The 25,956-nt window shown below is 37.1% G+C and carries 22 protein-coding genes and 1 riboswitch; of the genes, 16 read left to right on the top strand and 6 right to left on the bottom strand.

All coding sequences use genetic code 11. The features are described from left to right. Positions 1-8: 8 nt before the first annotated feature. Genes NST76_RS12435 through NST76_RS12420 form a run of 4 tightly spaced genes read left to right on the top strand, consistent with a single transcriptional unit; the run spans position 9 to position 6,149 of the window. Positions 9-3,206: an AMP-binding protein gene (locus tag NST76_RS12435; protein ID WP_249645918.1), complete on the top strand. Its 3,198-nt coding sequence runs from the start codon at positions 9-11 to the stop codon at positions 3,204-3,206. A gap of 2 nt (positions 3,207-3,208) precedes the next feature. Then, entirely contained in the window at positions 3,209-3,997 is a 789-nt protein-coding gene (locus tag NST76_RS12430; protein WP_342545277.1) for an alpha/beta fold hydrolase, read from the top strand. Then, positions 3,987-5,372, top strand: coding sequence for a lysine 2,3-aminomutase (gene ablA, locus NST76_RS12425; RefSeq protein WP_342543940.1), 1,386 nt, complete (start codon positions 3,987-3,989; stop codon positions 5,370-5,372). The genes NST76_RS12430 and ablA overlap by 11 nt, the downstream gene beginning before the upstream one ends. A 21-nt stretch (positions 5,373-5,393) precedes the next feature. Continuing rightward, entirely contained in the window at positions 5,394-6,149 is a 756-nt protein-coding gene (locus NST76_RS12420; RefSeq protein WP_342543939.1) for a class I SAM-dependent methyltransferase, read from the top strand. 307 nt (positions 6,150-6,456) lie between these two features. On the opposite strand, the gene NST76_RS12415 is transcribed toward NST76_RS12420, so the two are convergent. Genes NST76_RS12415 through crcB (NST76_RS12405) form a run of 3 tightly spaced genes read right to left on the bottom strand, consistent with a single transcriptional unit; the run spans position 6,457 to position 7,507 of the window. Further along, the gene (locus NST76_RS12415; protein ID WP_340809142.1) at positions 6,457-6,804 is read right to left on the bottom strand and encodes a hypothetical protein; all 348 of its coding nucleotides are present in this window, start codon (positions 6,802-6,804) and stop codon (positions 6,457-6,459) included. Positions 6,805-6,818: 14 nt separating this feature from the next. After that, positions 6,819-7,148 carry a fluoride efflux transporter CrcB gene (gene crcB / locus NST76_RS12410; protein ID WP_036120561.1) on the bottom strand — a complete coding sequence of 110 codons (330 nt, stop codon included), beginning with the start codon at positions 7,146-7,148 and terminating at the stop codon, positions 6,819-6,821. Beyond that, on the bottom strand, positions 7,145-7,507 hold the full coding sequence (crcB, locus tag NST76_RS12405) for a fluoride efflux transporter CrcB (protein ID WP_342543938.1): 363 nt from the start codon (positions 7,505-7,507) through the stop codon (positions 7,145-7,147). The genes crcB (NST76_RS12410) and crcB (NST76_RS12405) overlap by 4 nt, the downstream gene beginning before the upstream one ends. Positions 7,508-8,226: 719 nt before the next feature. On the opposite strand from crcB (NST76_RS12405), the gene NST76_RS12400 reads away from it, so the two are divergent. From NST76_RS12400 to NST76_RS12370, 7 genes are all read left to right on the top strand, one after another. Continuing rightward, positions 8,227-9,969 (top strand): ABC transporter ATP-binding protein, encoded by a 1,743-nt coding sequence (locus tag NST76_RS12400; RefSeq protein ID WP_036120555.1) that lies wholly within the window; start codon positions 8,227-8,229, stop codon positions 9,967-9,969. Then, on the top strand, positions 9,966-11,699 hold the full coding sequence (locus NST76_RS12395) for an ABC transporter ATP-binding protein (RefSeq protein WP_036120553.1): 1,734 nt from the start codon (positions 9,966-9,968) through the stop codon (positions 11,697-11,699). Before NST76_RS12400 ends, NST76_RS12395 begins: the two co-directional genes overlap by 4 nt. A gap of 506 nt (positions 11,700-12,205) precedes the next feature. After that, positions 12,206-12,709 (top strand): RNA polymerase sigma factor, encoded by a 504-nt coding sequence (locus NST76_RS12390; RefSeq protein WP_058844585.1) that lies wholly within the window; start codon positions 12,206-12,208, stop codon positions 12,707-12,709. Beyond that, entirely contained in the window at positions 12,702-13,703 is a 1,002-nt protein-coding gene (locus NST76_RS12385) for an anti sigma factor C-terminal domain-containing protein (protein WP_340811369.1), read from the top strand. The genes NST76_RS12390 and NST76_RS12385 overlap by 8 nt, the downstream gene beginning before the upstream one ends. Positions 13,704-13,943: 240 nt before the next feature. Next, on the top strand, positions 13,944-14,699 hold the full coding sequence (locus tag NST76_RS12380) for an SDR family oxidoreductase (RefSeq protein WP_036120550.1): 756 nt from the start codon (positions 13,944-13,946) through the stop codon (positions 14,697-14,699). A 25-nt stretch (positions 14,700-14,724) separates the two neighbouring features. Then, complete coding sequence (locus NST76_RS12375) at positions 14,725-15,159, top strand: MarR family transcriptional regulator (protein ID WP_036120548.1); 435 nt, start codon at positions 14,725-14,727, stop codon at positions 15,157-15,159. A 627-nt stretch (positions 15,160-15,786) separates the two neighbouring features. Beyond that, positions 15,787-16,560 (top strand): IclR family transcriptional regulator, encoded by a 774-nt coding sequence (locus NST76_RS12370; protein WP_058844176.1) that lies wholly within the window; start codon positions 15,787-15,789, stop codon positions 16,558-16,560. Between the two features lie 23 nt (positions 16,561-16,583). Here the strand turns inward: NST76_RS12370 and NST76_RS12365 are convergent, their stop codons facing one another. Next, complete coding sequence (locus NST76_RS12365) at positions 16,584-17,786, bottom strand: aminotransferase class V-fold PLP-dependent enzyme (RefSeq protein WP_058844177.1); 1,203 nt, start codon at positions 17,784-17,786, stop codon at positions 16,584-16,586. Positions 17,787-17,800: 14 nt separating this feature from the next. Beyond that, the gene (locus NST76_RS12360; RefSeq protein WP_089932629.1) at positions 17,801-18,889 is read right to left on the bottom strand and encodes an aminopeptidase P family protein; all 1,089 of its coding nucleotides are present in this window, start codon (positions 18,887-18,889) and stop codon (positions 17,801-17,803) included. Between the two features lie 296 nt (positions 18,890-19,185). Between NST76_RS12360 and NST76_RS12355 the strand changes: the two genes are divergently transcribed. The 3 genes from NST76_RS12355 to lepB all read left to right on the top strand — a co-directional run bounded on the left by NST76_RS12355 (position 19,186) and on the right by lepB (position 21,355). Next, positions 19,186-20,127 (top strand): LCP family protein, encoded by a 942-nt coding sequence (locus NST76_RS12355; protein WP_342543937.1) that lies wholly within the window; start codon positions 19,186-19,188, stop codon positions 20,125-20,127. A 323-nt stretch (positions 20,128-20,450) separates the two neighbouring features. Beyond that, positions 20,451-20,561 carry a hypothetical protein gene (locus NST76_RS12350; RefSeq protein ID WP_036129103.1) on the top strand — a complete coding sequence of 37 codons (111 nt, stop codon included), beginning with the start codon at positions 20,451-20,453 and terminating at the stop codon, positions 20,559-20,561. Between the two features lie 233 nt (positions 20,562-20,794). Beyond that, positions 20,795-21,355, top strand: a complete 561-nt coding sequence (lepB, locus tag NST76_RS12345; RefSeq protein WP_036129105.1) for a signal peptidase I — start codon at positions 20,795-20,797, stop codon at positions 21,353-21,355. A gap of 34 nt (positions 21,356-21,389) precedes the next feature. Here the strand turns inward: lepB and NST76_RS12340 are convergent, their stop codons facing one another. Next, positions 21,390-21,593, bottom strand: a complete 204-nt coding sequence (locus NST76_RS12340) for a hypothetical protein (RefSeq protein WP_342503708.1) — start codon at positions 21,591-21,593, stop codon at positions 21,390-21,392. Between the two features lie 160 nt (positions 21,594-21,753). Continuing rightward, positions 21,754-21,853: riboswitch (purine riboswitch) on the top strand. 74 nt (positions 21,854-21,927) lie between these two features. Here NST76_RS12340 and NST76_RS12335 point away from each other — a divergent pair. Then, the gene (locus NST76_RS12335) at positions 21,928-23,118 is read left to right on the top strand and encodes an MFS transporter (RefSeq protein ID WP_036129111.1); all 1,191 of its coding nucleotides are present in this window, start codon (positions 21,928-21,930) and stop codon (positions 23,116-23,118) included. A 231-nt stretch (positions 23,119-23,349) separates the two neighbouring features. Further along, positions 23,350-25,956, top strand: coding sequence for a cation-translocating P-type ATPase (locus NST76_RS12330; RefSeq protein ID WP_058844180.1), 2,607 nt, complete (start codon positions 23,350-23,352; stop codon positions 25,954-25,956).

Below are 25,956 nucleotides of genomic sequence, written 5' to 3'. Positions count from 1 at the left end.
AGTATAGAATGCTACAAAATGATAAGAAACTCGCGTTAACACCATTGCAGCTAGTTATGTTAATGGAAACGTTAAAGGACCCAACATCAGATGCATATTGGCAAATTTTATCTTATGAAATTCCTAATTCATTTACATTCGAAGAGATTCAAGATGCTTGGTTAAATACTGCCAAAGCCAACCCAGCATTAAGAACAAAATTTGAGTGGCAGCAAGAGATAGAACCAATCCAAATTATTCAAAACAATGTAGAAGACATCAATGTAGTCGAGGTTAATTATTTAAGGATTCAAGATGAATTTATGAATATAGAGAATTGGTTTAAAAGTGAGATTGGTAGGCTACAGCAAACGATGCTGAATAAGACGCAACAATTTTATCTTATTCAAAATTGGAAACCATCTAAAAACTTATTAGTATGGGTGCATCATCATATCATTATGGATGGTTGGTCAATTGCTCAAACACTTGAAGATTTCTTTAAGCTGTTAAATAAGGATGTCACTTCATTAGCCATTCGTCCAGATATAGAACCTTATTTACATTATATTAGTGATCCAATGTATCAAAAAGGACTGGAAAAATATTGGGGAAATGTATTAAGTGATTTAGCTGAAGCTGAAACATTAGCTATAGAAAAGTCACAACATATTACTCAAAAGCCATTATTCATGTATATCGATAAAGAGTTAAGCAAGAGAGCGGCAGAAAATCTTCATGCCTATAGCATAAAGAATAGAGTTACAACTTCAAGTATTGCTTTAACAATATGGGGCGTGTTAATCAATCGATATCAACATACGAATAAGCTATACGTAGGATCGACTTTTGCATTAAGACCATATCAATTAATAGAGTCGAGTGATATGAATGGAATGCTTATAAACACATTACCCGTCAAAATAGATATAGAAGATGAACTAACATTAAAAGAAGTATGTCTACAGACAATGGATCATCTGCAAGATGTTTCTGAAAACAGCGGAGTTCCGTATTCTAAATTATTACAGTTTGGTGGGGTGTCTGGAGATACAGAAATCTTTAAAACCTCTGTTATTTTCCAAAATTTCAAGGGAACTTTAAATAATAAAAAGAATGGTGATTTGGTTCACCAATATGGAACAAGCTCTGATCCATTATCGGTAACATTTGATATTACGCAAGACTCCATATGCTTACGATTAGGTTGGGATCAACAACGTTATGAGAAAACGGAGCTTCTAAGACTTCTAGATTCACTTGAGTATATATTTGAAAATATAGATAACTATAATAATATGTTGGTCCAAAATATTAACTTAACACAAGGCGAAGAGCTATATTTAAAAAATGTTTTGACGACAGAATTTTCTACTACGTCTGAAAATTTTTCAATTCAATCCATTTTAGGAGACCATAGGGATGATTCCTTAGCCATTTCAGATGGTCAAAGAAATTTAAGTTATCGTGATGTGAAAAGATATAGCAATATTGTGGCAAATCAACTGCTCGAAGAAGGAGTACAGAGCGGGGATACAGTTGCACTGGTAGGAAAGAAAAGTATTGAAACAGCAATCGGTATTTTTGCTGCTTGGACAATAGGTGCGGCATGGTGTGCTATTGATACGAGTATACCTGAAGCAAGAACTAAACGTACATTAGACATATTGCAGCCAAAAACATCATTATTCCTAGATAACATTCCAACCATTATTGAACGTAGTATGGATGAAAAAGAAATGATAAGCGAGGCTTACAGATTTAAATCGGAAGATGTGGCATATTATATTTCTACTTCTGGTAGTACAGGGGAACCTAAAATCGTTTCATTAAAAACAGAAGGGTTGTCACAACTAATCCAAAGCTGGAAACAATTTTATGACCTTTCTAGTGAACAACATGTTCTTCAACTAGGGAGTTGGACATCCGATGTTTTTTTAGGTGATTTGCTGAAGGCATGGTCAACGAATGGCTGCTTGTTCGTTTGCGAGGAAGATAAAAGAATTGATATGGCATATTTAGCAGAAATGGCAGCTAAATATAAAATTTCGTTTTTGGAGTCAACACCTGTTTTAGTAAGGGAATTTATTCACTATTTAAATGAGGTAAATATTATCTTAAAAGATTTAAAAACGATAGTGGTAGGTGCTGATACGTTCAGACTTGAAGAAAAGAATGAAATATGTGACATGCTTTGGGACGGCGTCAATTTTTACAATGGTTATGGTCTAAGTGAATGTACAATTGAGTCTCTAGTTTATACGTGTAATAACAATCATGACAGTTCTAAATCCGGACTTTGTCCAATAGGTAAACCATTACCAGGAACAATGGTGAGAATTGTTGATAAATCAGGTAATTCGGTAGCCCCTGGCATGATAGGTGAACTACACATTGGAGGGAAACAAGTAACAAAAGGCTATGTAACCGAGGAGGGTTTAGTTACCTCAAATAGTTATACTCTGAATGATGTTAACTACTTCCGGACTGGTGATTTAGTTAGGTTGAACGCTAATGGAGTGATTGAATTTTATGGGCGCAGTGATCAGCAAGTAAAAATTCGAGGCTATCGATTAGAATTAGGAGAAGTAGAGAACGCGTTATTATCCCTTCAACCAGGTATGGAATGTTTTGTTATCTGTCTTCCAAGTAATAACGGTGAAAATACTTTAATTGCCTTTATAAGTGGAACAGACCAAAGTATTGAGACCATTAATAGTAGTATCTCTAAGATACTTCCGGATTTCGCTATTCCGAATATTATTGTTCCTTTAGAAAGGCTACCCCGCAATACGAATGGCAAGATTGATAGAGTTTTGCTAAGGAAACAAGCTGAAGAATTACTTAATCAGTTAACCGATACATCGACTATCTCAATGTCAGGAGATATGGTTGATATTGTAAGAGAGACATGGGAAGTAGTTTTAGGAAAAAAGGTACAGTTGAATCGTAGCCTATTCGATCAAGGTGGCCATTCTTTAATTGTACTGAAATTATATAACTTACTTAGAAAAGTGTTGCCTTCGTATGAGTTTGTAGTTGGTGATCTTTTCAGATATCCAACGATTAATCGGTTTGTAGAAGAAATTACGGCTAGAAAAGAAGCTGTGCCTATCCAAGAAAGTACTGTTCCATCTTACAGCAAAATTGAAGTACTTGAAAAAGTGAAACAAGGCGAGCTTTCAGTGGAGGAAGCTATGAAAATAATAGGTGGTCATAGATTGTGAAGATGAAACAAGAAAAAGGATATCTAGTATATAACCCAAATCCACATGCAAAATTAAAATTGCTATGTTTTCATCATGCTGGAGGTTCGGCACTTTCGATGGTTCCTTTAGTGAGAGATTTATCTGAAGATATAGAAGTATGTTTGTTCGAATTACCTGGTAGAGGAATGACTAATGATTTACCGTTTCTATCAACATTTTGTGAGGCAAAAGAATATCTTTTTAAAACAGTATTTCATTATATTGATCGCCCAGCCGTTTTATTTGGTCATAGTTTAGGTGGACTATTTGTCTATGCTTTATCAAGTTTACTGGATGATAAAAGTCAATATATTCAAAAATTAATCATTTCAGCTGCTAGGTCCCCTATAACTGTATCTAATAATGCGACGCATCCTGAAGCTCCGTTTACGAGGCGAACGAGGGAAAGTGTCATAGCAGATATTAGAAGGCTAGGTGGAGTGCCAAATGAGCTTGAGTCTGACTCGAAGCTGTTCAATTCAATCGTTGATGTTACAGGCAGAGATTTTCATTTACTTGATACATTTAAATTCGATGACAAAGCATTTATCAACTATCCAATGGAACTTTGGCTAGGTGCACAAGATTCAGCAGTTCCTGATGAGGAAGTGAAGCTATGGGAGAAAATGACGATCAATGACTATAAGTGTAAGTATTTTAATGGTGGTCATTTTTACTTAAGTGAGAATGAGGAGCCTGCGAAAGAATTGACAAAGGAACTCATGACTATTTATACCAACATCAAAGGAGAGGTGATTCATGCAGACTAAACTTAAACCAGGTGAAAGAAGACATTATAGGGAAATTGAACTTTGGAAAGATATTACCCAAGAGCAATGGGATGACTGGCATTGGCAATTAACGAACACTATTAAAACGTTAGATGATTTAAAGAAAGTTGTCAACTTAACTGCTGAAGAAGAAGAAGGAGTGAAAATTTCTCTACAAACAATACCTTTGAATATAACTCCTTATTATGCATCTTTAATGAATCCAGATGATGTACGATGTCCAATACGCATGCAATCTGTTCCATTATCTGCTGAAATTATGAAGAGTCACTATGATCTAGAAGATCCGTTGGATGAAGATGAAGATTCTCCTGTACCAGGTATAACTCATAGGTATCCTGATAGAGTATTGTTCTTGGTAACCAATCAATGCTCCATGTATTGTAGATATTGTACAAGAAGAAGGTTTTCTGGACAGGTGGGGATGGCAGTACCTAAAAAGCAGCTTGATAGAGCTATTGATTATATTAGGAATAATAAAGAAGTCAGAGATGTTTTATTATCGGGCGGAGATGCCTTATTAATTAATGACAAAATTCTCGAATATATTTTAAGCAGTTTAAGAGACATACCGCATGTTGAAATCATTCGAATTGGTACTAGAGCACCAGTAGTATTTCCTCAAAGAATAACGGATGATTTGTGTACGATTTTAAAGAAATATCATCCTGTATGGCTAAATACACACTTCAATACATCGATAGAATTAACCGATGAAGCGAAAGAAGCCTGTGAGAAATTGGTCAATGCGGGGGTTCCAGTTGGGAATCAATCTGTTATTCTGACAGGCATAAATGATAGCGTGCCAATAATGAAAAAATTAGTACATGATTTAGTTAAAATCCGGGTTAGACCATACTATATTTATCAGTGTGATCTGTCTGAAGGGATTAGCCATTTTAGAGCGCCTATTTCTAAAGGATTGGAAATAATTGAATCTTTAAGAGGACATACTTCTGGTTATGCTGTACCAACATTCGTAGTAGACGCACCAAACGGAGGTGGGAAGATAGCTTTACAGCCAAATTATATAATTTCTCACAGTCCTGAGAAAGTCGTTTTAAGAAATTATGAAGGGGTTATTTCTTCTTATCCAGAGATAAAGCACTATGAATCAGATACAGCCGATAGTTACTTCTCTGAAGTGTATGATTTAAAATCATACGAATCAACAGGCGTTTCAAAGCTTTTAGAGGCTGAACCTTCGAAAAGCTTAGTACCTGCAAATCTTCCGCGATATAAATTAAGAGAAAGATATAAAGAAGAGGGGGCGGAGACATTAAAGGATAAAAGAGAAAATAGAGATCTTTTAAAACAAAAGAAAATAGTACAAGCACAGAAAATAAATAAATAAATGCTAGATAGGAGACTAGAGATGGTAAGTTTTTATGGTAGTTTATCTACAGAATTATATGATATAGATAAATATATTGGTAAAACATTTGGCGATGTAGAGTATTATTCAGAAAGGTTAGAAGGCGTTAAGGGAAAGATATTAGAGCCTGCTGTTGGTAATGGGCGTATCTTAATACCTTTATTGCATAAAGGGCTAAATATTGAAGGTTTCGACCTTTCTGATGACATGTTACAATTATGCAAAAAAAATTGTGCAGAAAGAGAGCTTTCACCAAATCTATATTCATTAAATATGTGCAATTTTTCTTTGGAACAAAAATATGAGGCGATTATTATTCCGACTGGCTCATTCCTATTATTGCATCAAAGAGAAGATTCTTTAAAAGCCTTAAAGTGTTTTTATGATCACCTAGAGGATGGAGGCCGTTTAATAGTAGATACTTTTCTTCCTGAGTCGTTTGAGAAGGGTTATGTTTCAACTAGAATATTAAAGAATCAAGACGGTGACTCTATAACGTTGGAAGAAGTATTGGTAGATGTGGACTACATTAATCAATTTACTATTACTCACAATAAATATCAGAAATGGCAAAATACGAAACTAATTGACACTGAGTTAGAAGTTTTCCCATTAAAGTGGTATGGAGTAGAAGAGTTTCGAGCAATTTTACAAGATATTGGATTTAAAGATGTTACGATTTCTGCGGATTATGAGTATAATAAATATCCAACAAATGGTTCAGAGGTATTTACGTATGAAGCTATAAAAAAATAACAGTTAATAACGACTTTAAATTATAGAACCTCAACATAAAAAGAGGTTGTTCTTAAAGCCCTTAAAAGTTCGATTGGAGAACGATTCGTTTTCCAAATCGAACTTTTTCCTTTTCTGCTGAAAGTAGTAGGGTACTTCCTATTTTCAGTAGGTTAAGGGCAACAGCATGCGGTGGGGCGAGCCTTGAGGTATATCCCGTCAACCAAAACTGCCCATGATGATAGAAGGAAAAACGTCTATATTAATTTAGATATTTTACAACAGACAACTTTATTTGGAAAAGAACGTATACATTTAAAAGAGGCGCCTAAAACATTTGAGGTAAAAATTCCCTCATGAATCGTTGATTTTTACGTAACCATATTTTTAAAATCATACGGTGTGTTAATAATCTATGCCTTTTATTTGTCCTCGTCTTGGCCTCAATTAAGCTTTGTAGCAGAATACAAGTTTCCGTTGTATAAGCTTGAGGTTCTACGAGGACATCCAGCTTGTAATCAATTAGCTGTGCTGCCTGAATCTTTGCTAGTAAATAGGCAAATTGTGTATTCATTGCGGCATAATTTTCTTCTAATTCTAGCTCAATAAGTGAATAGAGTATTTGTTCTATTTCAGCTTCAAGTTCTTGGAGTTGCTCATTTGATGGTTGTGTCAATACATATCACCTCTTTACACAACAAGATAACCGATAGCAGCAAATAGAATTCCAACTAGCAAGGTACTGGCAATATAGCTAATGGCTTGTCTCCATTTTTGTTGCTCTATAAGCTGTAGTGTTTCAAACCCAAACGTAGAGAATGTCGTGTAGGCTCCTAAAAAGCCTATGCCTATCAATTGCCACAACCAGTCACCGACATGCAGGGCGAATAAAAAACCAAGTGCAAAGGAGCCTGTACAATTAATAATAAAAGTTGCCCATGGATATGGATGTACAAGTAATTTTCCTAAATAGAATCTTGACAAAGCGCCAAAAATTCCCCCAATCCCGACTAAAATCATACCATGCGCCCCCTTGCAAGTCGTATCCCCAGCCATGCACCTGCTAGTCCTCCTAAAACACTTACGGCAACATAAAGTACAGCCTGTAGCCACTCATTATTTTCAAGGAGGAGCAGTGTCTCTAAGGAAAATGTCGAAAAAGTAGTAAAAGCACCACAAAAGCCAGTCCCAAGTCCTACTACAATCGGTGTGCGTTTTATAAAAGTGGTGAAAAGCCATGCTAAGCAAAAGCATCCAACTATATTTATACAAAGTGTTGTATAAGGGAAACCGTTTGTGCTTGGCCAAATCAGATTAAGACCATATCGACTGATTGCGCCAAAAAATCCGCCGATGCTAACTGCTAAAAATGTCTTCAACGTAAAGACCCCTTACTAAAAATGACTATATTGAAAGTGTATCATGAGATGAAAATTTTAGAAATATTTCTTCTGTTAGCCTTCCTATAAAATGATTTCGTGTAATAATCATTTTGTTATGACCAATAGCTTTGTAAAAGAAACGAGCCTTGAGTGCTTGAATCTTGTGAAGGAACTTTCTTTCTCTTTACCCTTTTTGTTCATTTCATCCTTTTGGTCAATATAAGCGACCTAACATTTACTGTAATGTTAAAGTCAATCAACCACTTATGCCTATGCTTTCCTTTTGGTTCTTTTCAATAATTCAACGCTTTAAAGCACTAACTATTTCCTGAAAATGATAAAAAAATAACAGGGTGATAGTTGACAAATATTTCTATAGTGTGATAATCTTCAAGAACACTATAACAAATAAACCAAGGGAGGGCATGACAATGTTAATTTTATTAGTATCAAATTCAATTACAGTTACATACATTGTCCATGCCTAACGCTTATTTAAGATTGCATAAAAAGGTATGGGTTCAATCCTGCCTTTTATAAGAGACACATGCTCTTTTTAGGGTATGTGTCTTTTTTCATGCCAAAAAGGTTGTAGTGAATACTAAAAAGGAGTGTATGTATATGAGAAACACAGTACAACGAATGATTTTCAAAAAGGAATTTCTAGAAAGTGGGTAGTCATCCACAACAGCATGGAAGAAAGAAGGTTATAATGTATGTTTGATGTGTTAAGTAAATTAGGCTGGTTCTTTAAAAAATACTGGAAGCAATATACGGTTGCCATTGTGGTACTCATGATTGCCAGTGGATTAGAGGTCATTCCTCCATATTTATTAGGCTCCATTATCGATTTATTGACTGCAGGAGAAATGACACCAGCTATTTTAACAAAATATGTATTCATTTTTATTGGGATTATTATTGGGGGCTATCTATTAAATTTTGTGTGGCAATTCCGACTATTTGAAGGAGCTATAAACCTTGAGAAAATATTACGTCGAAATTTAATGCAGCATTTTTTACGCATGACCCCAACGTTTTATGAGAAAAACCGTACAGGGGATTTAATGGCACGAGCAACAAATGACTTAAATGCCGTATCCATGACAGCTGGTTTTGGCATTATGACGTTGATTGATTCAACGATTTATATGGGCTTTATCATTTTTGCGATGGGCTATATGATTTCATGGAAGCTCACATTTTTTGCGATGTTACCAGTTCCTATTATGGCCATCCTCATACAATATTTAGGTAAAATTGTTCATGAACGCTATATGAAGGCTCAAGACGCTTTTGGTGAGCTGAACGATAGTGTACTGGAATCTGTTGCAGGAGTTCGAGTGGTGCGCGCCTATGTGCAGGAAAAAAAGGATGAGGCTAATTTTGCGGATATGAGTGAGATTGTGTATGCCAAAAATATTCATACAGCTAAAATTAATGCATTATTCGGCCCGATTACGAAAGTCGGAACAGGTATTAGCTATGTTGTAGCACTCGGTTACGGGGCTCATTTAGTGGCGATAGAGGCAATGACGGTTGGGCAACTGGTCACATTTAATGTGTATTTAGGATTAGCGGTTTGGCCAATCTTTGCGATTGGAGAGCTCATCAATGTTATGCAGCAAGGGAATGCCTCACTGGATCGTGTGCAGGAAACATTGAACTATGATGCAGATGTTCAAAATATTCCGAATCCACAAATGATTGCGACACCTAATGCAATTGGTTTTGATGCTTTAACATTCCAATATCCAATGAGTCAGGTGAAAAACTTACAGCAAATTTCACTTGCCCTGAAAAAAGGTCAAACGCTGGGCATTGTCGGCAAGACGGGTGCGGGAAAAACAACCTTCCTTCGCCAATTATTGCGAGAGTATCCAATCGGACAGGGGCAGCTTTCCATTGACGGTATCGACATCACCTCTCAAACCAAGGAGCAGATTCTTGATTGGATAGGCTATGTGCCGCAAGATCATGTGCTATTCTCACGTACTATTCGTGAAAATATATTATTTGGGAAAGAAGATGCGACACAAGCTGAATTACAGCAGGCGATTCGTGCCGCATATTTTGAAAAAGATTTAGAAAATTTACCAATGGGCCTTGAAACACTTGTTGGGGAAAAAGGTGTATCTCTTTCAGGCGGTCAAAAACAACGTGTATCTATTGCTCGTGCACTGATTAAAGATCCTGAAATTTTAATGCTTGATGATTCGCTTTCGGCTGTCGATGCCAAGACAGAGGCAAGAATTATTGAAAATATTCAGCGTGAACGTCATGGGAAAACGACGATTATTACTACGCATCGCCTATCTGGTATTCAGCATGCGGATGTTATCATCGTGTTGGATGATGGACAAATCGTAGAGCAGGGAACACATGAGGAACTTCTTTCGCAACAAGGATGGTATAAAGAGCAATTTGACCGTCAGCAGCTAGAAGGGGGTGCCTCATGAGTACGAGTCAACGTTTAACACGCTATGCGATGCATTTTAAAAAGCCGATATTACTAGGCTTATTCTTCCTTACAATCGCCGTATTTACGGAGCTTGTTGGGCCATTTATTGCCAAGCATATTATTGATAATTACATGACAATTGGTCATATTGAAATCAAACCGATTACATGGCTACTACTCGTTTATTTACTGTTAGCCATTGCAACGGCTATATTACGCTATTTTATGTATATCTATTTACAAATTGGTGCAAACCGCGTCATTCAAAAATTACGTAAGGATGTTTTTGAGCATATTCAAACTTTACCAATTCAGTATTTCGATAATTTACCAGCAGGTAAAATTGTTGCGCGTGTAACAAATGATACAGAAGCGGTGCGTAATTTATATGTACAGGTGCTATCCAATTTTGTTACGAGCTTTATTTCCATCATTGGTGTATATATCGCACTCTTTATTTTAAACTGGAAAATGGCAATGCTAGCTTTAACGATGATTCCTATTGTTTACGTATGGATGATTTTGTATCGAAAATTTGCCTCAAAGTATAATGATGTCATTCGTACAAAAATCGCTGACATTAATGCCATGATTAATGAATCCATTCAAGGCATGACCATTATTCAGGCATTCCGTCGTGAGCAGCAAATGACGAAGGAATTTGATGACATGAATAATGAGCATTATGCATACGAACGTAAGCTATTAGTGCTCGATTCAGCCACATCCTTTAACCTTGTGAATACGTTAAGACTAATTATGTTTACGGTCTTTATTTTCTATTTTGGTACGCAATCATTTACAGCAACCCAAGTGGTTTCAGCGGGTACTTTGTATGCGTTTGTCGATTATTTAACAAAGCTATTTAATCCAATTACGAACATCGTGAACCAATTTTCTCAGCTTGAGCGTTCTCTAATTGCTGGGAAACGTGTTTTCGAGGTGCTAGATACAGACGGTGAGCCTGTCTCTGAAAAAAGCCTCCAACGATATAAAGGCAATGTCGTTTTCGAGGATGTTTCCTTTGCTTATAAAGACAATGAATACGTGCTGAAAAACCTATCATTTGAGGCACATCAAGGTGAAACGATTGCCTTAGTTGGTCATACGGGCTCTGGAAAAAGTTCCATTATGAACTTGTTATTCCGCTTCTATGACCCATCAAAAGGCAAAATTACCATTGATGGCATTGATATCACCTCTGTTCCTCGTCAAACGATGCGTGAACATATGGGAATAGTGCTACAGGATCCTTACTTATTTACAGGTACGATTGCTTCAAATGTCGGCTTAAACAACCCTAATATATCATCCGAAAAAATAGAAGCTTCTTTAAATGCTGTAGGAGGCGAACGGGTTTTATCGAACTTACCTAATGGTTATGATGAGCCAGTGATTGAGAAGGGTAGTACGTTATCTTCAGGGCAACGTCAGCTGATTTCGTTTGCGCGGGCACTTGCCTTTGATCCAGCGATTTTAATTTTAGATGAAGCGACATCGAATATTGATACGGAAACGGAAGAAATTATTCAGCATGCAATGGATGTCCTGAAAAAAGGACGAACAACATTTATTATTGCCCATCGACTGTCTACGATTAAAAATGCCGATCGTATCCTTGTACTTGATCGAGGACAAATTATAGAGAATGGCACGCATGATGAACTGCTAGCACTTGGCGGTATTTATAACAAAATGTATCAAATGCAAGCGAATTCCTTACAATAAAATCTACGGAAAGCCCCACTTCATAAAAGTGGGGCTTTCCTATTTAACTTACATACGGAAAGATATTGACAAAAAACAACAGAACGGACAGCACTACAGCAACGCCACCCCCTGCTATGAAAAGCTCAAATAACCAGTAGGGTACATTATCATGCCAAGAAAAAGCAATAGTAAACCAACATTGCAAAACCAGAACTGTGCTTTGGCGAGATTTGTCTTCGCGGCATCTTTATTAGTCGAATAAATTGAACCAATAAATCTAGTAGTCTTCCAACTTACCACACCGATACGTGTCGTTTTCCATTGAAGCTGAACGGTATCGTGCATAAACAAGCCGAAAGCTAAACCAATAAATATATTACTGAAATCTCTCCCCGTATAGCATCCATTATGCACAGCTCCCTTTTTGTTGTATTTTTTCGGTAAACTGAAATATTTAGTAGAAATTTTTTAATATGTAAACTTTTCATTGAGCTCTGCGTTGTATAGGCAGAAGGGAGGTAGACATGGTAAATCAATCAATGAATGAGTTTCTGCAGCAAGTAGGATCTCTGCTCTACCGTTATTTGAGAAAACGTGGATTAGCCCATGAGGATGCAGAAGATATCGTCCAAGATACATGTTATAAATTTTTATTACATAGAAATGGGATTCAGTCAGATAAAGTAATGAGTTGGCTATATCGTGTGGCAACCAATCAGTTTTATGATCTCAAAAGAAAAGAAAAGCGTCATCCAACAACAGAATTTGATGAAGTTCAGTTGACTTCATTGATTCATATTCCTGATTTTCAGGTTCTAAAAAAGGAAAAATTAAAGGATATACGAGACACACTTGAAACGCTATCCATCTTGCATCAGGAATTATTAATACTGAAATATGAGTTGGGATTGTCATACAAAGAAATTTCTACCTTAATGAATAAAAATGAAAACACACTAAAAACGCATGTCAGACGTGCTAGGGAAGAATTTACTGAACGATTTAAGGAGGATATATATTATGAATAAAGAACAAAATGATTTTTTGTTTGATGAGAAACAGACGAAAAAAATAATGAGAAAGGCGAAGTTTTGGTCCACAATAAAAATTATTAGCATAACACTCATCGTTACACCCCTTGTTCTAATAGTATTGTGGTATGGTCTTAGGCATTTATCGTTAAATAGTGCTCAAAAAGTAATGGATGACATTCATTTATTTAACGAAATAAGTGCTCCAAATATTCAAATTAGTAATCAGATATATGACTATAATTTGTTTGGAGGCAAAATAAAAACAACAACATATAAGGTACTTGGAGATCAGCATAGACCATATATTTGGAAGCCTATCGAAAGTGATTATAATCTATTTGGAACGCTTACACGAAGTTACGGCTCTAGCTCCATCCAAATAGAAAGTTCAGAATCACTAGCAGAAACAAATCAATTCGAACGGTTTAATGACTACACTGGTGATCTAGAAATGTTTTTTTATCATCCAAAGATTTCATACGATAATTATCAAGATAGTATCAGCCAACTGAATCAATTGGAAAAAAATACTTTAGTAGAACTAGCAATTTCTTTTGACAATGCATATAGTTTTGATGAGATTAAAAGCAAGTTACCTATTGATGTACAAGTAGATTGGTGGTGGGTGGATACCTTTACAGAGGATACCATAAATTTTTTGAAGCAAGGACAGAATACGATTGCAGCCAATTATCCGTACATTTATGGGTTTCAATCAGAGCAATCAAAACCAAAAGCTCGACGTTCTTCAAGTGACGAGGTTGACACCTTTATTCGAAACATTGAGCTTCTTCGTAAAAGCAAGAACTTCGAATGGGAAACAAACCAGGTTTATCAAGCTTTAATAGGGGAAAAAGGAACCATTGATAAAAGTGATGTGAAAATGATAGGGGCAGTAGTTACGGGCACACCAGAGCAATTAGAGTCATTACAAGGACAAGCATACATTAAAGGGTCTATATTTGGTGTAATATCAAATCAGAAATAGAAGTTTTGAAAAGAGTAATCGGCACTATCTTGCAGGAAAGATCAATTTTAGAAAAGCCTATTTTGGATTAACCTTTCTCCAAAATAGGCTTTTCTTTTTATTCGTTTAACAAAAAATAATAGCTAGTTGAATGATTATAAAGTGATAGTAGTGACGGATAAAGGTAAAGCAATTTAGTTTAAAATTAAATAGTTTAATGTTAAACTATTTAGGAATGAAAGAAAAGGAGATGTGTTAGCGATGGGTAAACTACAAGACAAAGTGGTTATCATTACTGGGGGAGCAGGCGGTATCGGTAGTGGGATGGCAAAAGCAATGGCAAAGGAAGGGGCTGTCGTTACAATTGTTGATTTAAATGCAGAGGCGGGTGAGGTAATGGCAAAAGAATTGCAAGAAATCTCACCAAAATCTATGTTTTTGCAGGCGAATTTAATGGAACGCGATCAATTACCAAAAATTATTGATACAGTCGTAGAAAAATACGGTAAACTAGATGTGCTAGTTAATAACGCTCATGCTGCGAAACAAGTTACAATAGAAGAAACAACACAGGCAGATCTTGATTTATCGTTTGGGACAGGTTTTTATCCAACCTTCTATTTAATGCAAGCAGCACTCCCACATTTAAAAGAAACGAAGGGCAATATTATTAACTTTGCATCTGGGGCAGGTATTCAAGGCCATGAGACACAGGCAGCTTATGCCGCAGCTAAGGAAGCAATCCGCGGTATTTCTCGTGTTGCCGCAAATGAATGGGGACGTTTTGGTATCAATGTCAATATCATTAGTCCACTTGCGGATTCACCAGGTGTACAGGCATGGGCAAAAGCACAACCAGAATATTATGAAGCGGTTAGAAGTAAAATTCCACTTGGTCGTTTTGGTGATATTGAGCAAGATATCGGTCGAGTAGCTGTTTTCTTAGCTTCTGACGATTCCCAATACATCACGGGTCAAACGATTATGGTGGATGGAGGTTCACTAATGCTTCATTAGTTCTGGGCGTTCGAGGAGGATTTTTTTGAAACAGACAAATATTTTTAAACTCATTCATATGATTGAACAGGTGAATAATGCCAATATTATACGCTTTACAAAAGCGTTTCCATATCCTTTAGGAATTTCACCGATTTTAGTGTTAAACGAGCTACATGTTAAAGGCCCTCAAAAACAAGCAGAATTAGCTGAAACCATTGGCTATACGAAAGGTGCTATGACAAGCATTGCAGAAAAATTGGTTAAGCTTGGATTAGCGGAAAGACTTTATGATCCATCTGACCGCCGCACCATTCGCTTGCAAATTACGGAAGAGGGGAAAGTAGCTTTGGCGAAGGCTCAATCCATCGGGAAAGAGGTCTTTGTACAGCTTTTTGAAGTATTAGATGACAAGGAAATTGCCCAATATTTGCTGATTCAAGAGAAATTAGTACAGGGAATTCAACAGAAAAATGACTAGCTAATTATCAACTCGCCTCTAAGAAATTTTATAGAGGTGAGTTGATTTTCTTTTTGCTGGATATTTATATTAATGTCATAGGTGGTGGAAGTCTATGGCTTTGAACGGATAGAATACTCAAAGTGAAGGATAAAACGGGAAAACTAGTGGATAGAGCGCACCTTTTGCTCGATAGAATGGCTTTAAACGGATAGAATACTCAAACTGAAGGATAGAATTCAATATGTGAAGGATAGAACAGGAAAACTGGTGGATAGAGCGCACCTTTTGCCTGATAGAATGGCTTTGAACGGATAGGATACTCAAACTGAAGGATAGAACTCAATATGTGAAGGATAAAACGGGAAAACTAGTGGATAGAGCGCACCTTTTGCTCGATAGAATGGCTTTGAACGGATAGAATTACTCAAAGTGAAGGATAGAACTCAATATGTGAAGGATAAAACGGGAAAACTAGTGGATAGAGCGCACCTTTTGCTCGAATAGAATCACTCTAAACAGATAGGGCCCCCGAACTCAATATTTTGTTTAAAATCTAATTGTAAAATAGTTGAATTTATTGAAAATTGTCCAGCTTCATTTTATAATCAAGATGCGGTTCTATTATAGAGACAATCGAGGTGTGAAATGACATTAAAAACATTAGATAACTCATTAGAGGTTTTAAAATATTTTAATAAAGAAAATCCTACATGGGGTGTGCGTGAATTAGCAAAGGAGATGAATATTAGTCATTCTATTATTTATCGAATTTTAGTTACATTCGAGAGTCATGGATTTCTGATTCAAAATCCTGAGACAAAAAAATATGAATTAGGGCTTCGTTTTTTAGAGTATGGTCAGATGGTGAAAGATAAATTAAATCTTTCTGATTTTGTTTTGCCAATTATGAAAAATCTTGCAGAAACCATTAAAGAGTCGGTATTTCTAACTTGGCTAGATGGCAAAGATGGCGTCACCGTGGAAATAGCTGAAGGCTCTCAAACAATTAAGTTTTCGGTGTCAATGGGCACACGAACACCACTACATATTGGGGCTTCTTGTAAAGTCATCATGGCCTATCTACCTGAGGATCGGAAGAAGGAGATTATGGAGCATGGTATGAAAAGATTAACCCCAGAAACGATTACTGACCCCGCAGAAATGATAGCCGATTTAGAAAAAATTCAACAACAAGGCTGGTGCTTCTCGACGGGGGAATATGCTCATTCTGTTTTTGGGCTTGGTGTACCTCTTTTTAACAGCAAAAAAGAAGTAATTGCTTCTTTAACGATTGCAGGACCTATTTATCGTAAACCAACAGAGGAAAAGTTACCTGAAATGGTGAATGTTCTTCAATATGGAGCGATGAATATTCAACGTTATTTCGATCAGTATAGCTTTAAGCTGTATCATGAATAAGCTTGAAACAAGGCTCAAGATAGTTAATATCTATCTTGGGCCTTTGCTCTGATTTCCTTCATGAACGATACAGCCGTGTCTATTTCTTCAAACGTATTAAAATAATGTGGGGAAAAACGAGCCATTTGACTAATCTGATTACGTTCCATAATGGCATTGGCCATAAATGTGCCAGCCTCAATAATGACCCCACGTTCTGCTAATTCATTCGTTAGCTCATCTGGAGAAATCCCTTCTATATTAAACGGCGTAATGGATAATCGATGTGCACTATTTTGCGGACCATATAACACAATACCTGGGATGGTTGAGAGCTGTTCCACTAAATAGTTCGTTAATTGTTGTACTCTTTCATAAATAGAGTGAATACCAATAGCGTTGGCATAGTCAATCGCTGCTCCCAATCCCAAAATACTTGGGATGATTGGACAGCCTGGCTCAAAACGTTTCGCTGTTACTAAAAAAGAATACTCATCGTTTTGATAATCCCACTGGGTACTACCCCAGCCAATCATAATAGGTGTGAGTGCTGGGATAAGCGCTTGGCGCACATATAAAATACCTGAACCCTCAGGGCCGCGCAACCATTTTCGGCCACAGGCAACTAAAAAGTCACAGCCAAGCTCTGCAACATGTATCGGTGTTAAACCAACAGTTTGATTGGCATTAATCAATGTTAATACATGGTGTTGCTGTGCCAGCTGACAAATTTCCTTGGCGGGCTGGAGTGCACCAGCAGCATTGGACATATGGGCAAAGGCAATCAATCTTGTGTGTGGCGTGATGAGTTGCTCCAGCTCTTGTAAATCTACTAGATACTCCGCATTAGTTTTCAAAACTTTTAACTGAACACCTTGTTGCTGAAGGGCAAGCCAAGGCACATAGTTACTTAACATTTCTGTATCGAGCACAATGACCTCATCACCTTGTTCCCATTGCAAGCCCCCTGCTATATAATTAATAGCCATTGAACCGTTTGGCACAAAGGCAATTTCTTCTTTTTTGGCGCCGATAAATAATGCGCTTTTCTCTCGTATACGCTCTACCTGTGCATATATTTCTTGACGAAAAGAGGGTAAGTAGGGACCAATACTCGCTTGTTTTTGAAGATAGCTAGTCATTACATCCACTACTGGCTGGGGCATGGCAGAAGCAGCAGCCGTGTTTAAATAAATATAGTGCTCTAGTAGCGGCATATCTTTTTGTATTTTCATCATATTTAACATTGTGCGCACCAGCCTTATAAAATGATTAATTCTTTCGAATAGGTCATTAAATTCTTATAACCATTTTCTGTAACAATTAAATTATCCTCGATACGAACACCGCCGACATCCTGAACGTAGATACCTGGCTCCACTGTAAATGCCATACCAGGTTTTAATACTAGCTGATTATGCTGCATGATATAAGGTTCCTCATGTGCACTTAAACCAATACCATGGCCAAGTCGGTGTGTGAAATTGTCACCATAGCCTGCGGCGTGAATAATGCCTCTTGCTATAGCATCAATGTCATGTGCTGTCATGCCTGGTTTGATCGCTTCTATTGCCGTTTCATTGGCTTGTTTAACAATGCTGTAAATCGTTTTTAAAGTTGGAGAAATCTCCCCTAAAGCTACCGTTCTAGTCATATCTGCCACATAGCCCTTATAAATGGCCCCAAAGTCTATGACGATCAATTCGCCTGTCTCTATTTTTTTCATGCTTGCTCTGCCGTGGGGAAGCGCTCCTCGGTAACCTGATGCCACAATGGTTCCAAAAGGTGTTCCCTCTGAACCACGTCGTCTCATTTCATATTCTAATTGTGCAGCGACTTCCATTTCTGAAACACCAGCTCGTATCGTTGGCAATGTTGCTTCAAGACTTTCTTCTGCAATTTGTACAGCCTGTCGCATCAAGGCTATTTCATGATGCTCTTTTTTCATACGGAGTTCACGAATGGATTCACCGATGTCACATAAATTGTTATATGTAAGGTGTTCGATTGCTTTTTGTTCCTTTACGTGCATCGTGTCAAATTCCACACCAAGTGTTTGCGACGCTCCCAGCTCTTTTTTTAATTGCCAGATGGCCTGTGTCGGTCCCTCTTCATCTGAATAAGATACGATAGCATTCGCACACTCCGTATCAACTTTTGTTAGTTCTACTTGTGGTACTAGAAAATATAATTGATCGTTAGCCGTGATAGCCACTAACGTTAAGCGCTCACTTTGCTTTAACTGGAGACCTGTAAAATAAGACATATTCGACCCAGGTACAAGGATCGCCACATCAATTTGCTGTTGCTGCATATAGGAAACTAGTTTCTCTCTTCTATTTTGAAACATAGGGTCATTCCTCCTAAAATAAGTTATATTAATTGTTTCTATTATAGATACAGTGTATCTTAAAATTATATATTAATAATAATGAATTTTCAATAAATAAAGTGGACGTCAGCCTAATAGGTGGCTCTAATAGGAAGGGAATTTACAAATGAGGGAATAGTATGCTGTTAATTTAGTAAATACTAGTGTACGTCTTTTTTTCGTCCATTATGCATATAAGTAGACTAGATAAACTTTTTTCCAACTTAATACGTCAAAAAGAGGGGCAAAATTGTTAAGCAAGAAAGGACTAATGTATGGAAAAAAATATGAAACGCTCAAAAGAGAAAAAGAGCAAGAAAAAATTATGGCTGTGGATAGTCGGTAGCCTACTAGCAATATTTTTAATTTTTATAGGTGCTGCTTACTTTACCATCCAAAAAACTATGAATAAAATAAATACACCACTTATTCAAACAACGGATGCTGCACAACTCGAAGAAAAAACAGTGATCAAAAAAGAACCATTCTCGGTTCTCATGCTTGGGGTCGATGAACGAAAAGATGATAGCGGCCGTTCCGATACTATGATTGTGATTACTGTGAATCCTGAAAAACAGACAATGAAAATGCTTAGTATTCCCCGTGATACACGTACAGAAATTATTGGTCATGATACCGTTGATAAAATTAATCATGCCTATGCCTTTGGTGGCGTTCCGATGGCTGTAGATACAGTGGAAAATTTTCTAAATATACCTATTGATTATTATGTGTTTATTAATATGGAGGGTTTTCTACAAATTATTGACACGCTTGGGGGCGTAACCATCAATAATGATATGGATTTAACTTTTGATGAATATCATTTCCCAGAGGGAGAAATTACGTTAGACGGTAATGAGGCACTGATTTTTTCACGTATTCGTTACGAAGATCCGCGCGGTGATTTTGGTCGCCAAATTCGTCAGCGCCAAATTATTGAAGCTGTAATGAAAAAAGCTTCTACACCATCTACGTTATTAAAAGCAACAGATATGCTGAATGTTCTAGGTGATAATGTGCGTATGAACTTTTCTGTCAAAGATCTTATTCAGCTGCAAGGTCTTTTTAAAAAGATGGATGCAGATATTGAACAGTTGTCATTTGACGAGGGGGATGGTCAAAGGATTAACCATATTTGGTACTACATTCCGAATGAGGTAGAGCTTGAAGAAATACAAACGGATTTAAAAAATCATTTACAAAAAAGTAAGTAAGTTAGCTATAACTTTGGGCCATGAAGGGAGGGAGATGAATGAATGGGAGGACCCAGGTGCTTAGGTATACAGCACTGAATCATTGCATGCAAAGCTATGTACCTAAACGTAAAGTGCGAAAAAATCCAGTCCAATCAGCGATAAGAGGCCTACAAGTATTGTGTTTAAAATTGTTTATGTAAGAGATAAAAAATCATTCAGGTAGGGCGCATGCCTAGTTGAATGATTTTTTTATGGCTTCATCAATCATTTTTCAATATTTCTTGAGATATCAGAAAATTAAGTGTATACTGACATTAGAAATGGTTAAAGGAGTGATTGTGATGATTATAGGCACAATTTTATTAGCATTTGCATTACCAGTAGGTATCGTATTAGCAGCAGATTTATTAAACGAGCAGCGTCACTCTACTACACTATCTAACCATTCATAATGACCAAACAACTAAAACGTTCATTTTTAGACAATGCTACCTTGTAGCCTTGTCTATTTTTTATGTTATTTCAGCAGGTATCACAGGTTCATTTTTACTCGTCAGCATGAAAAAATCTGGACGCAATTATACGAAAGCTTAGTCGATAAATTGGAAACTATTTATGTGATTCATTCGTCAATAGTATAGAGAAAATGTTATACTATATAAAAAAACAGTATCGGGGAATGAGCATGCAAGAGGAAAAAACATCTAATTTTAAAAAAGAAATACTATCCTACATTAAAATTATTGTCATTACAGCAGTTGTCGTTTTTGGCTGTAAGCAATTTTTATTTGCGCCGATCAAAGTGCAGGGAGCATCGATGTATCCGACGTATCATGATAAGGATATTATTATTGTAAGTAAAACAAGTAAAATCGAACGTTTCGATCAAATTGTTTTCCAATCACCTGTAGAGGATGAGTTATATATTAAACGTGTAATTGGTCTTCCAGGAGATAAAGTCGAAATGAAAGATGATGTATTGTATGTCAATGGCAAAGCGTACAAAGAAGATTATGTCAATCGCCAAACAGAGGATCCTAATCAATTACGCATTACGGAAAACTTTACGTTGGAACAATTAGTGAATGAACAAGAAGTGCCAAAGGGAATGTTTTTTGTGCTTGGTGACAATCGCCTAAAAAGTAGTGATAGTCGCCATTATGGTTTAATTTCCGAGGATGCAGTTTACGGTGAATCAAAATTAATACTATATCCATTTAGCCATTTTCATATTGGTTCAAAATGATGAAAAAGAGGTCACTCCCTTGAGTAGCCTCTTTTTAATTTTGGGGTAAATCTGTACAGCTTTTATACGTGGGATAATAGACACAAATTCTTGAATTTTCAACAGTTTCTTTAATGGGCGACAGCCTACTTTTTGCTGGAGAATGGATTGCTGGTTCTTCAATCGTGAACTCTTCTACTACTAATTCTACGCCATAAAATAGTATTAAAAAATAGCAAACAAATCCTACTATGCGCAAACAATCACCTCTTAAAATAGTTATTGTATGTTAATATGTATGGTCAAATTCGTCGAAATATAAGCAGAAATTCAAAATTTTCTCTCGATTCCACGGTTTTATGATGGCGTTCATTCTATGAAAAAAATCTATTGTCAATGAAATTTTGATGTGCTACTATAGCTAAAGTAAATATTTGATCTGTATAACCTCAATAATATGGATTGAGGGTCTCTACCAGGAACCATAAAATCCTGACTACAAAACTTTGCTTCATTTTTGTAGTCAGGATTTTTTTATTATGTTTTAAAAGAATCTCCTACAAAAATGGAAGTGTAATGAAAGGGAGATTACGATGAATTGGAGAGTTTATATTCTTGCAGTGACAACCTTCGCAGTAGGGTTAGTTGAATTAATTGTTGGTGGAATCCTGCCAAATATTGCAGAGGATTTACATGTATCATTAGCAACAGCAGGACAATTAATCACAATTTTTGCACTGGTTTATGCGATTTCTGCGCCAGTCCTACTATCCTTGACAGCCAAGGTGGAACGGAAGCGCTTATTCCTTATTTCTTTATTTATTTTCACGTTAGGGAATCTAATGACCTTCTTTAGTACAACGTTCATCATTGTGCTAATTGCTCGTATTTTCACAGCGATGAGTACAGCGTTAGTCATCGTATTATCATTAACGATTACTACTAAAATCGTAGAGCCTCGCCACCGTGCCAAAGCATTAGGGCTTGTTTTTATGGGCGTAAGTTCCGCGCTTGTAATCGGTGTGCCAATGGGTATTTTTATTACAGAAGCGTTTGGCTGGCGTGCTGTATTTTTAGGTATTAGTATCCTGTCAACGATTTCAATGGTTTTAATTGCCTTATTGCTTGAAAAAATGCCAATCGGAGAAGTAGTGCCACTGAAGGCACAAATCAAATCATTGGCGAATTTGAAAATCCTAACAGCACAGTTAACTACGCTGTTTATGTTAGCGGGTCATTACATGCTCTACGCTTATTTAACACCATTTTTAGTAGAAGCATTTGATCTGAGTGCCTCATGGATTAGTATTTGCTACTTAATTTTCGGTATTGCCTCTGTTAGCGGGAACGCTATAGGAGGCTGGGTGAGTGATAAAATTGGCACAAGCAAGGCTATTATTTTAATCGTCTCTGCCTTTGCCATTGTGTTATTTACTATTCCTTATACAGTTATTGCCCTGCCACTGTTTTTAGTATTTACGGTTTTATGGGGGGCGTTGAGCTGGGCTTTGACACCACCATTACAAAATTATTTAATTCAGGCAGATCCTCAATCATCTGATATTCAGCAAAGCTTAAATACAGCTGCCCTGCAAATCGGGATCTCCATCGGATCAGCAGTAGGAGGCGCTATGTTTGCTTGGACAGGGTCCGTTATGCACTTAGCAAGCTTTGGTACGATTCTAGTTCTCTGTGCATTAGCTTGTGCCATCTTCTCTATCAAAAGAGCACCTCTTGGTCAGGAGCAGCACGTAGATTATTCATCAGCACATCATAACTCGTAATAGAACAACTGCCTGTAAGGTATTGGGAAAGCCATCCCAATACCTTTTTTTGAATCTATTTTCGAATCGTTTCAAAAATTAAATTCTCTATGGTTTCTTAGCATACTCCAATTCTCTATGGAATAGATTGTTGTAGTTAATGAATTTACAGACTTGAGGAGTTTGAGATTTAAGTGTAAATACTACTTTTTAAAGGAAACCTTCAAATCTTGTAAATGGAAGGAGAACCCAATGACTGAATATCATCAACAATCATCTGCTGAAGTCATGAAAATATTGAACGTCACCACACAAGGCTTGACCGATGATGACGTCAAAAAAAGACAACAAATCTATGGCTATAATGTATTAGAGGAAGGGAAAAGAACAAGTACATGGGCTGTTTTCATGGGTCAATTTAAAGATTTATTGGTCATTATTTTACTCGTTGCGGCCTTCGTTTCCTTTCTACTAGGAGAAGTGGGAAGCACCATTGTGATTATGATCGTGGTCATTTTAAATGCTATTTTAGGCACGGTGCAGCATGTGAAGGCAGAGCAGTCACTAGATAATCTGAAAGCATTGACCTCTCCGATTGCCAAAGTCATGCGTAATCATCAACTAGTGGAGATTTCTTCTGAAGAAATTGTGGTAGGCGATCTTCTGATGTTGGAGGCAGGCGACTACATCAATGCGGATGGCAGGCTACTGGAAAGCCATAATTTACACATCAATGAAAGCTCGCTCACAGGCGAATCGATTGCTGTAGCAAAAAGTACGGACCCTATTCGGAAAAATAATGTAACGATTGCGGATAAGAAAAATATGGTGTATTCAGGAAGCTTTGTGACTAATGGACGTGGCATCGTGATGGTTACTGCGATCGGAATGCAGACCGAAATCGGAAAAATTGCGAATTTACTCGATACGGCCAAGGAGAAGAAAACACCATTACAAATTAGTCTTGATCAATTCGGTGAAAAATTAGCACTAGGCATTACCCTAATTTGTTTAGCTATTTTTACGATTGACCTTATTCGAGGAAGGGCCTTAGTGGAATCCTTTATGTTTGCTGTATCCCTTGCTGTTGCAGCGATCCCAGAGGCATTGAGCTCCATTGTGACCATTGTATTAGCTTTTGGCACCCAGAAAATGGCGAAGGAAAATGCGATCATCCGCAAGCTTTATGCTGTTGAAAGCTTAGGAAGTGTATCGGTTATTTGCTCTGATAAAACGGGTACCTTAACCGAAAATAAAATGGTCGTACAGGAAGTTTTCGTCGACCAGAAAAAGATTCCACACGATTGGCTGAATCCAACGAACCCAGTGGAAAAAGAGCTGATGGTAAAAGCGCTTCTATGTAGTGACGCTGTCGAGCGTGAGCAAAAAGAAATTGGTGACCCTACAGAAATCGCCCTCGTGAAATTAGGGAAACAATATGGTTTAGATGAATTGACAGTTCGCGAGCAATATCCTCGACTGGCTGAAATTCCATTTGATTCAGCGAGAAAGCTCATGAGTACTGTTAATCAGATGGACAAGCAACCTATCATGATTACTAAAGGGGCTTTAGATGTACTTTTACCAAAAGTGACACGAATCAAAACAACAACTGGTATTTTTGAGATGACTGCGCAGCATCGCCAGAAAATTGAAGCAGTGAATCGTGATTTTTCTATGAATGGTTTAAGGGTGTTAGCTATTGCTTATAAGGAGGTATTGCCTCTACAAAAAGTCGATACAAGAGCTGAACGAGATTTAATCTTTGTTGGCTTAGTAGCGATGATGGACCCTCCAAGAAAAGAGTCGAAAGAGGCTGTGGAAAGCTGTATAAAAGCAGGTATTAAGCCCGTCATGATTACAGGGGACCATAAAATTACAGCAACAGCTATCGCTCAACAAATTGGTATTTTACAAAATCCAGCAGAAGCTATAGAAGGACATGCACTCGAAGGTTTAACCGATCAAGAGCTACAAGAAAAAATACATGATTATTCTGTGTATGCTCGTGTTACACCAGCACAAAAAATTCGAATTGTCAAAGCCTGGCAGGATAAAGGGCATGTTGTCGCCATGACAGGGGATGGTGTCAATGATGGGCCAGCCCTGAAACAAGCCGATATTGGTGTAGCAATGGGCGTGACAGGCACAGAGGTTGCGAAAGATGCCTCGTCCATGATTTTAACTGATGATAATTTTTCGACGATTGTCAAGGCAATTGCCAATGGTCGTAGCATCTATACGAATATTAAAAATGCGATTCTGTTTTTATTATCAGGAAATGCGGGTGCTATTTTTGTCGTGTTATATGCCACTGTTTTAGGCTTACCTGTTCCTTTTGCACCTGTGCATCTATTATTCATTAACCTATTGACAGATAGTCTACCAGCAATCGCAATCGGTTTAGAGCCAAATAATAAGAAAACAATGAAGGACAAGCCTAGAAATATCCATACTCCTTTATTAAATAAAGCCTTTACAACACAAGTAGTGCTTGAAGGTATATTAATCGCCATTTCCACCATTATTGCGTTTCAAATCGGTTTATCGACAGGTGATACGTTAACAGCCAGCACAATGGCCTTTACCACATTATGCCTATCAAGATTAGTGCATGGCTTTAACTCCAGATCCAAACAATCAATCTTTGCTATTGGCGTATTTTCGAATAAATATACTTGGCTTGCCTTTATCATCGGTGTATTTAGCTTACACATTGTCTTGTTTATGCCAATGCTCACAACAGTTTTTGAGGTAGCTCCATTAACGACAGCTCAGCTAGGCTTTATTTATAGCTTATCGGTATTACCATTCCTAGTGAACCAATGGTATAAGCTACTGTTCGTGAGAAATCGATAG

This window comes from Lysinibacillus sp. FSL W7-1291 (assembly GCF_038593415.1).
Taxonomy (GTDB): Bacteria; Bacillota; Bacilli; order Bacillales_A; family Planococcaceae; genus Lysinibacillus; species Lysinibacillus fusiformis_D.
Note: the sequence above shows the minus strand (reverse complement) of the source record. Positions and strands in the feature narration are given on the sequence as shown.

Bases quoted from the DNA above. Each gene is read 5' to 3' on its own strand.
- NST76_RS12390 (WP_058844585.1), top strand. From the start codon at position 12,206: ATGGTAAATCAATCAATGAATGAGTTTCTGCAGCAAGTAGGATCTCTG.
- NST76_RS12395 (WP_036120553.1), top strand. From the start codon at position 9,966: ATGAGTACGAGTCAACGTTTAACACGCTATGCGATGCATTTTAAAAAG.
- NST76_RS12380 (WP_036120550.1), top strand. From the start codon at position 13,944: ATGGGTAAACTACAAGACAAAGTGGTTATCATTACTGGGGGAGCAGGC.
- NST76_RS12435 (WP_249645918.1), top strand. From the start codon at position 9: ATGCTACAAAATGATAAGAAACTCGCGTTAACACCATTGCAGCTAGTT.
- NST76_RS12330 (WP_058844180.1), top strand. From the start codon at position 23,350: ATGACTGAATATCATCAACAATCATCTGCTGAAGTCATGAAAATATTG.
- NST76_RS12370 (WP_058844176.1), top strand. From the start codon at position 15,787: ATGACATTAAAAACATTAGATAACTCATTAGAGGTTTTAAAATATTTT.
- NST76_RS12430 (WP_342545277.1), top strand. From the start codon at position 3,209: ATGAAACAAGAAAAAGGATATCTAGTATATAACCCAAATCCACATGCA.
- ablA (WP_342543940.1), top strand. From the start codon at position 3,987: ATGCAGACTAAACTTAAACCAGGTGAAAGAAGACATTATAGGGAAATT.
- crcB (WP_036120561.1), bottom strand. From the start codon at position 7,148: ATGATTTTAGTCGGGATTGGGGGAATTTTTGGCGCTTTGTCAAGATTC.
- NST76_RS12355 (WP_342543937.1), top strand. From the start codon at position 19,186: ATGGAAAAAAATATGAAACGCTCAAAAGAGAAAAAGAGCAAGAAAAAA.
- lepB (WP_036129105.1), top strand. From the start codon at position 20,795: ATGCAAGAGGAAAAAACATCTAATTTTAAAAAAGAAATACTATCCTAC.
- NST76_RS12365 (WP_058844177.1), bottom strand. From the start codon at position 17,786: ATGTTAAATATGATGAAAATACAAAAAGATATGCCGCTACTAGAGCAC.
- NST76_RS12350 (WP_036129103.1), top strand. From the start codon at position 20,451: ATGATTATAGGCACAATTTTATTAGCATTTGCATTACCAGTAGGTATC.
- NST76_RS12360 (WP_089932629.1), bottom strand. From the start codon at position 18,889: ATGTTTCAAAATAGAAGAGAGAAACTAGTTTCCTATATGCAGCAACAG.
- NST76_RS12335 (WP_036129111.1), top strand. From the start codon at position 21,928: ATGAATTGGAGAGTTTATATTCTTGCAGTGACAACCTTCGCAGTAGGG.
- NST76_RS12385 (WP_340811369.1), top strand. From the start codon at position 12,702: ATGAATAAAGAACAAAATGATTTTTTGTTTGATGAGAAACAGACGAAA.
- NST76_RS12400 (WP_036120555.1), top strand. From the start codon at position 8,227: ATGTTTGATGTGTTAAGTAAATTAGGCTGGTTCTTTAAAAAATACTGG.
- NST76_RS12420 (WP_342543939.1), top strand. From the start codon at position 5,394: ATGGTAAGTTTTTATGGTAGTTTATCTACAGAATTATATGATATAGAT.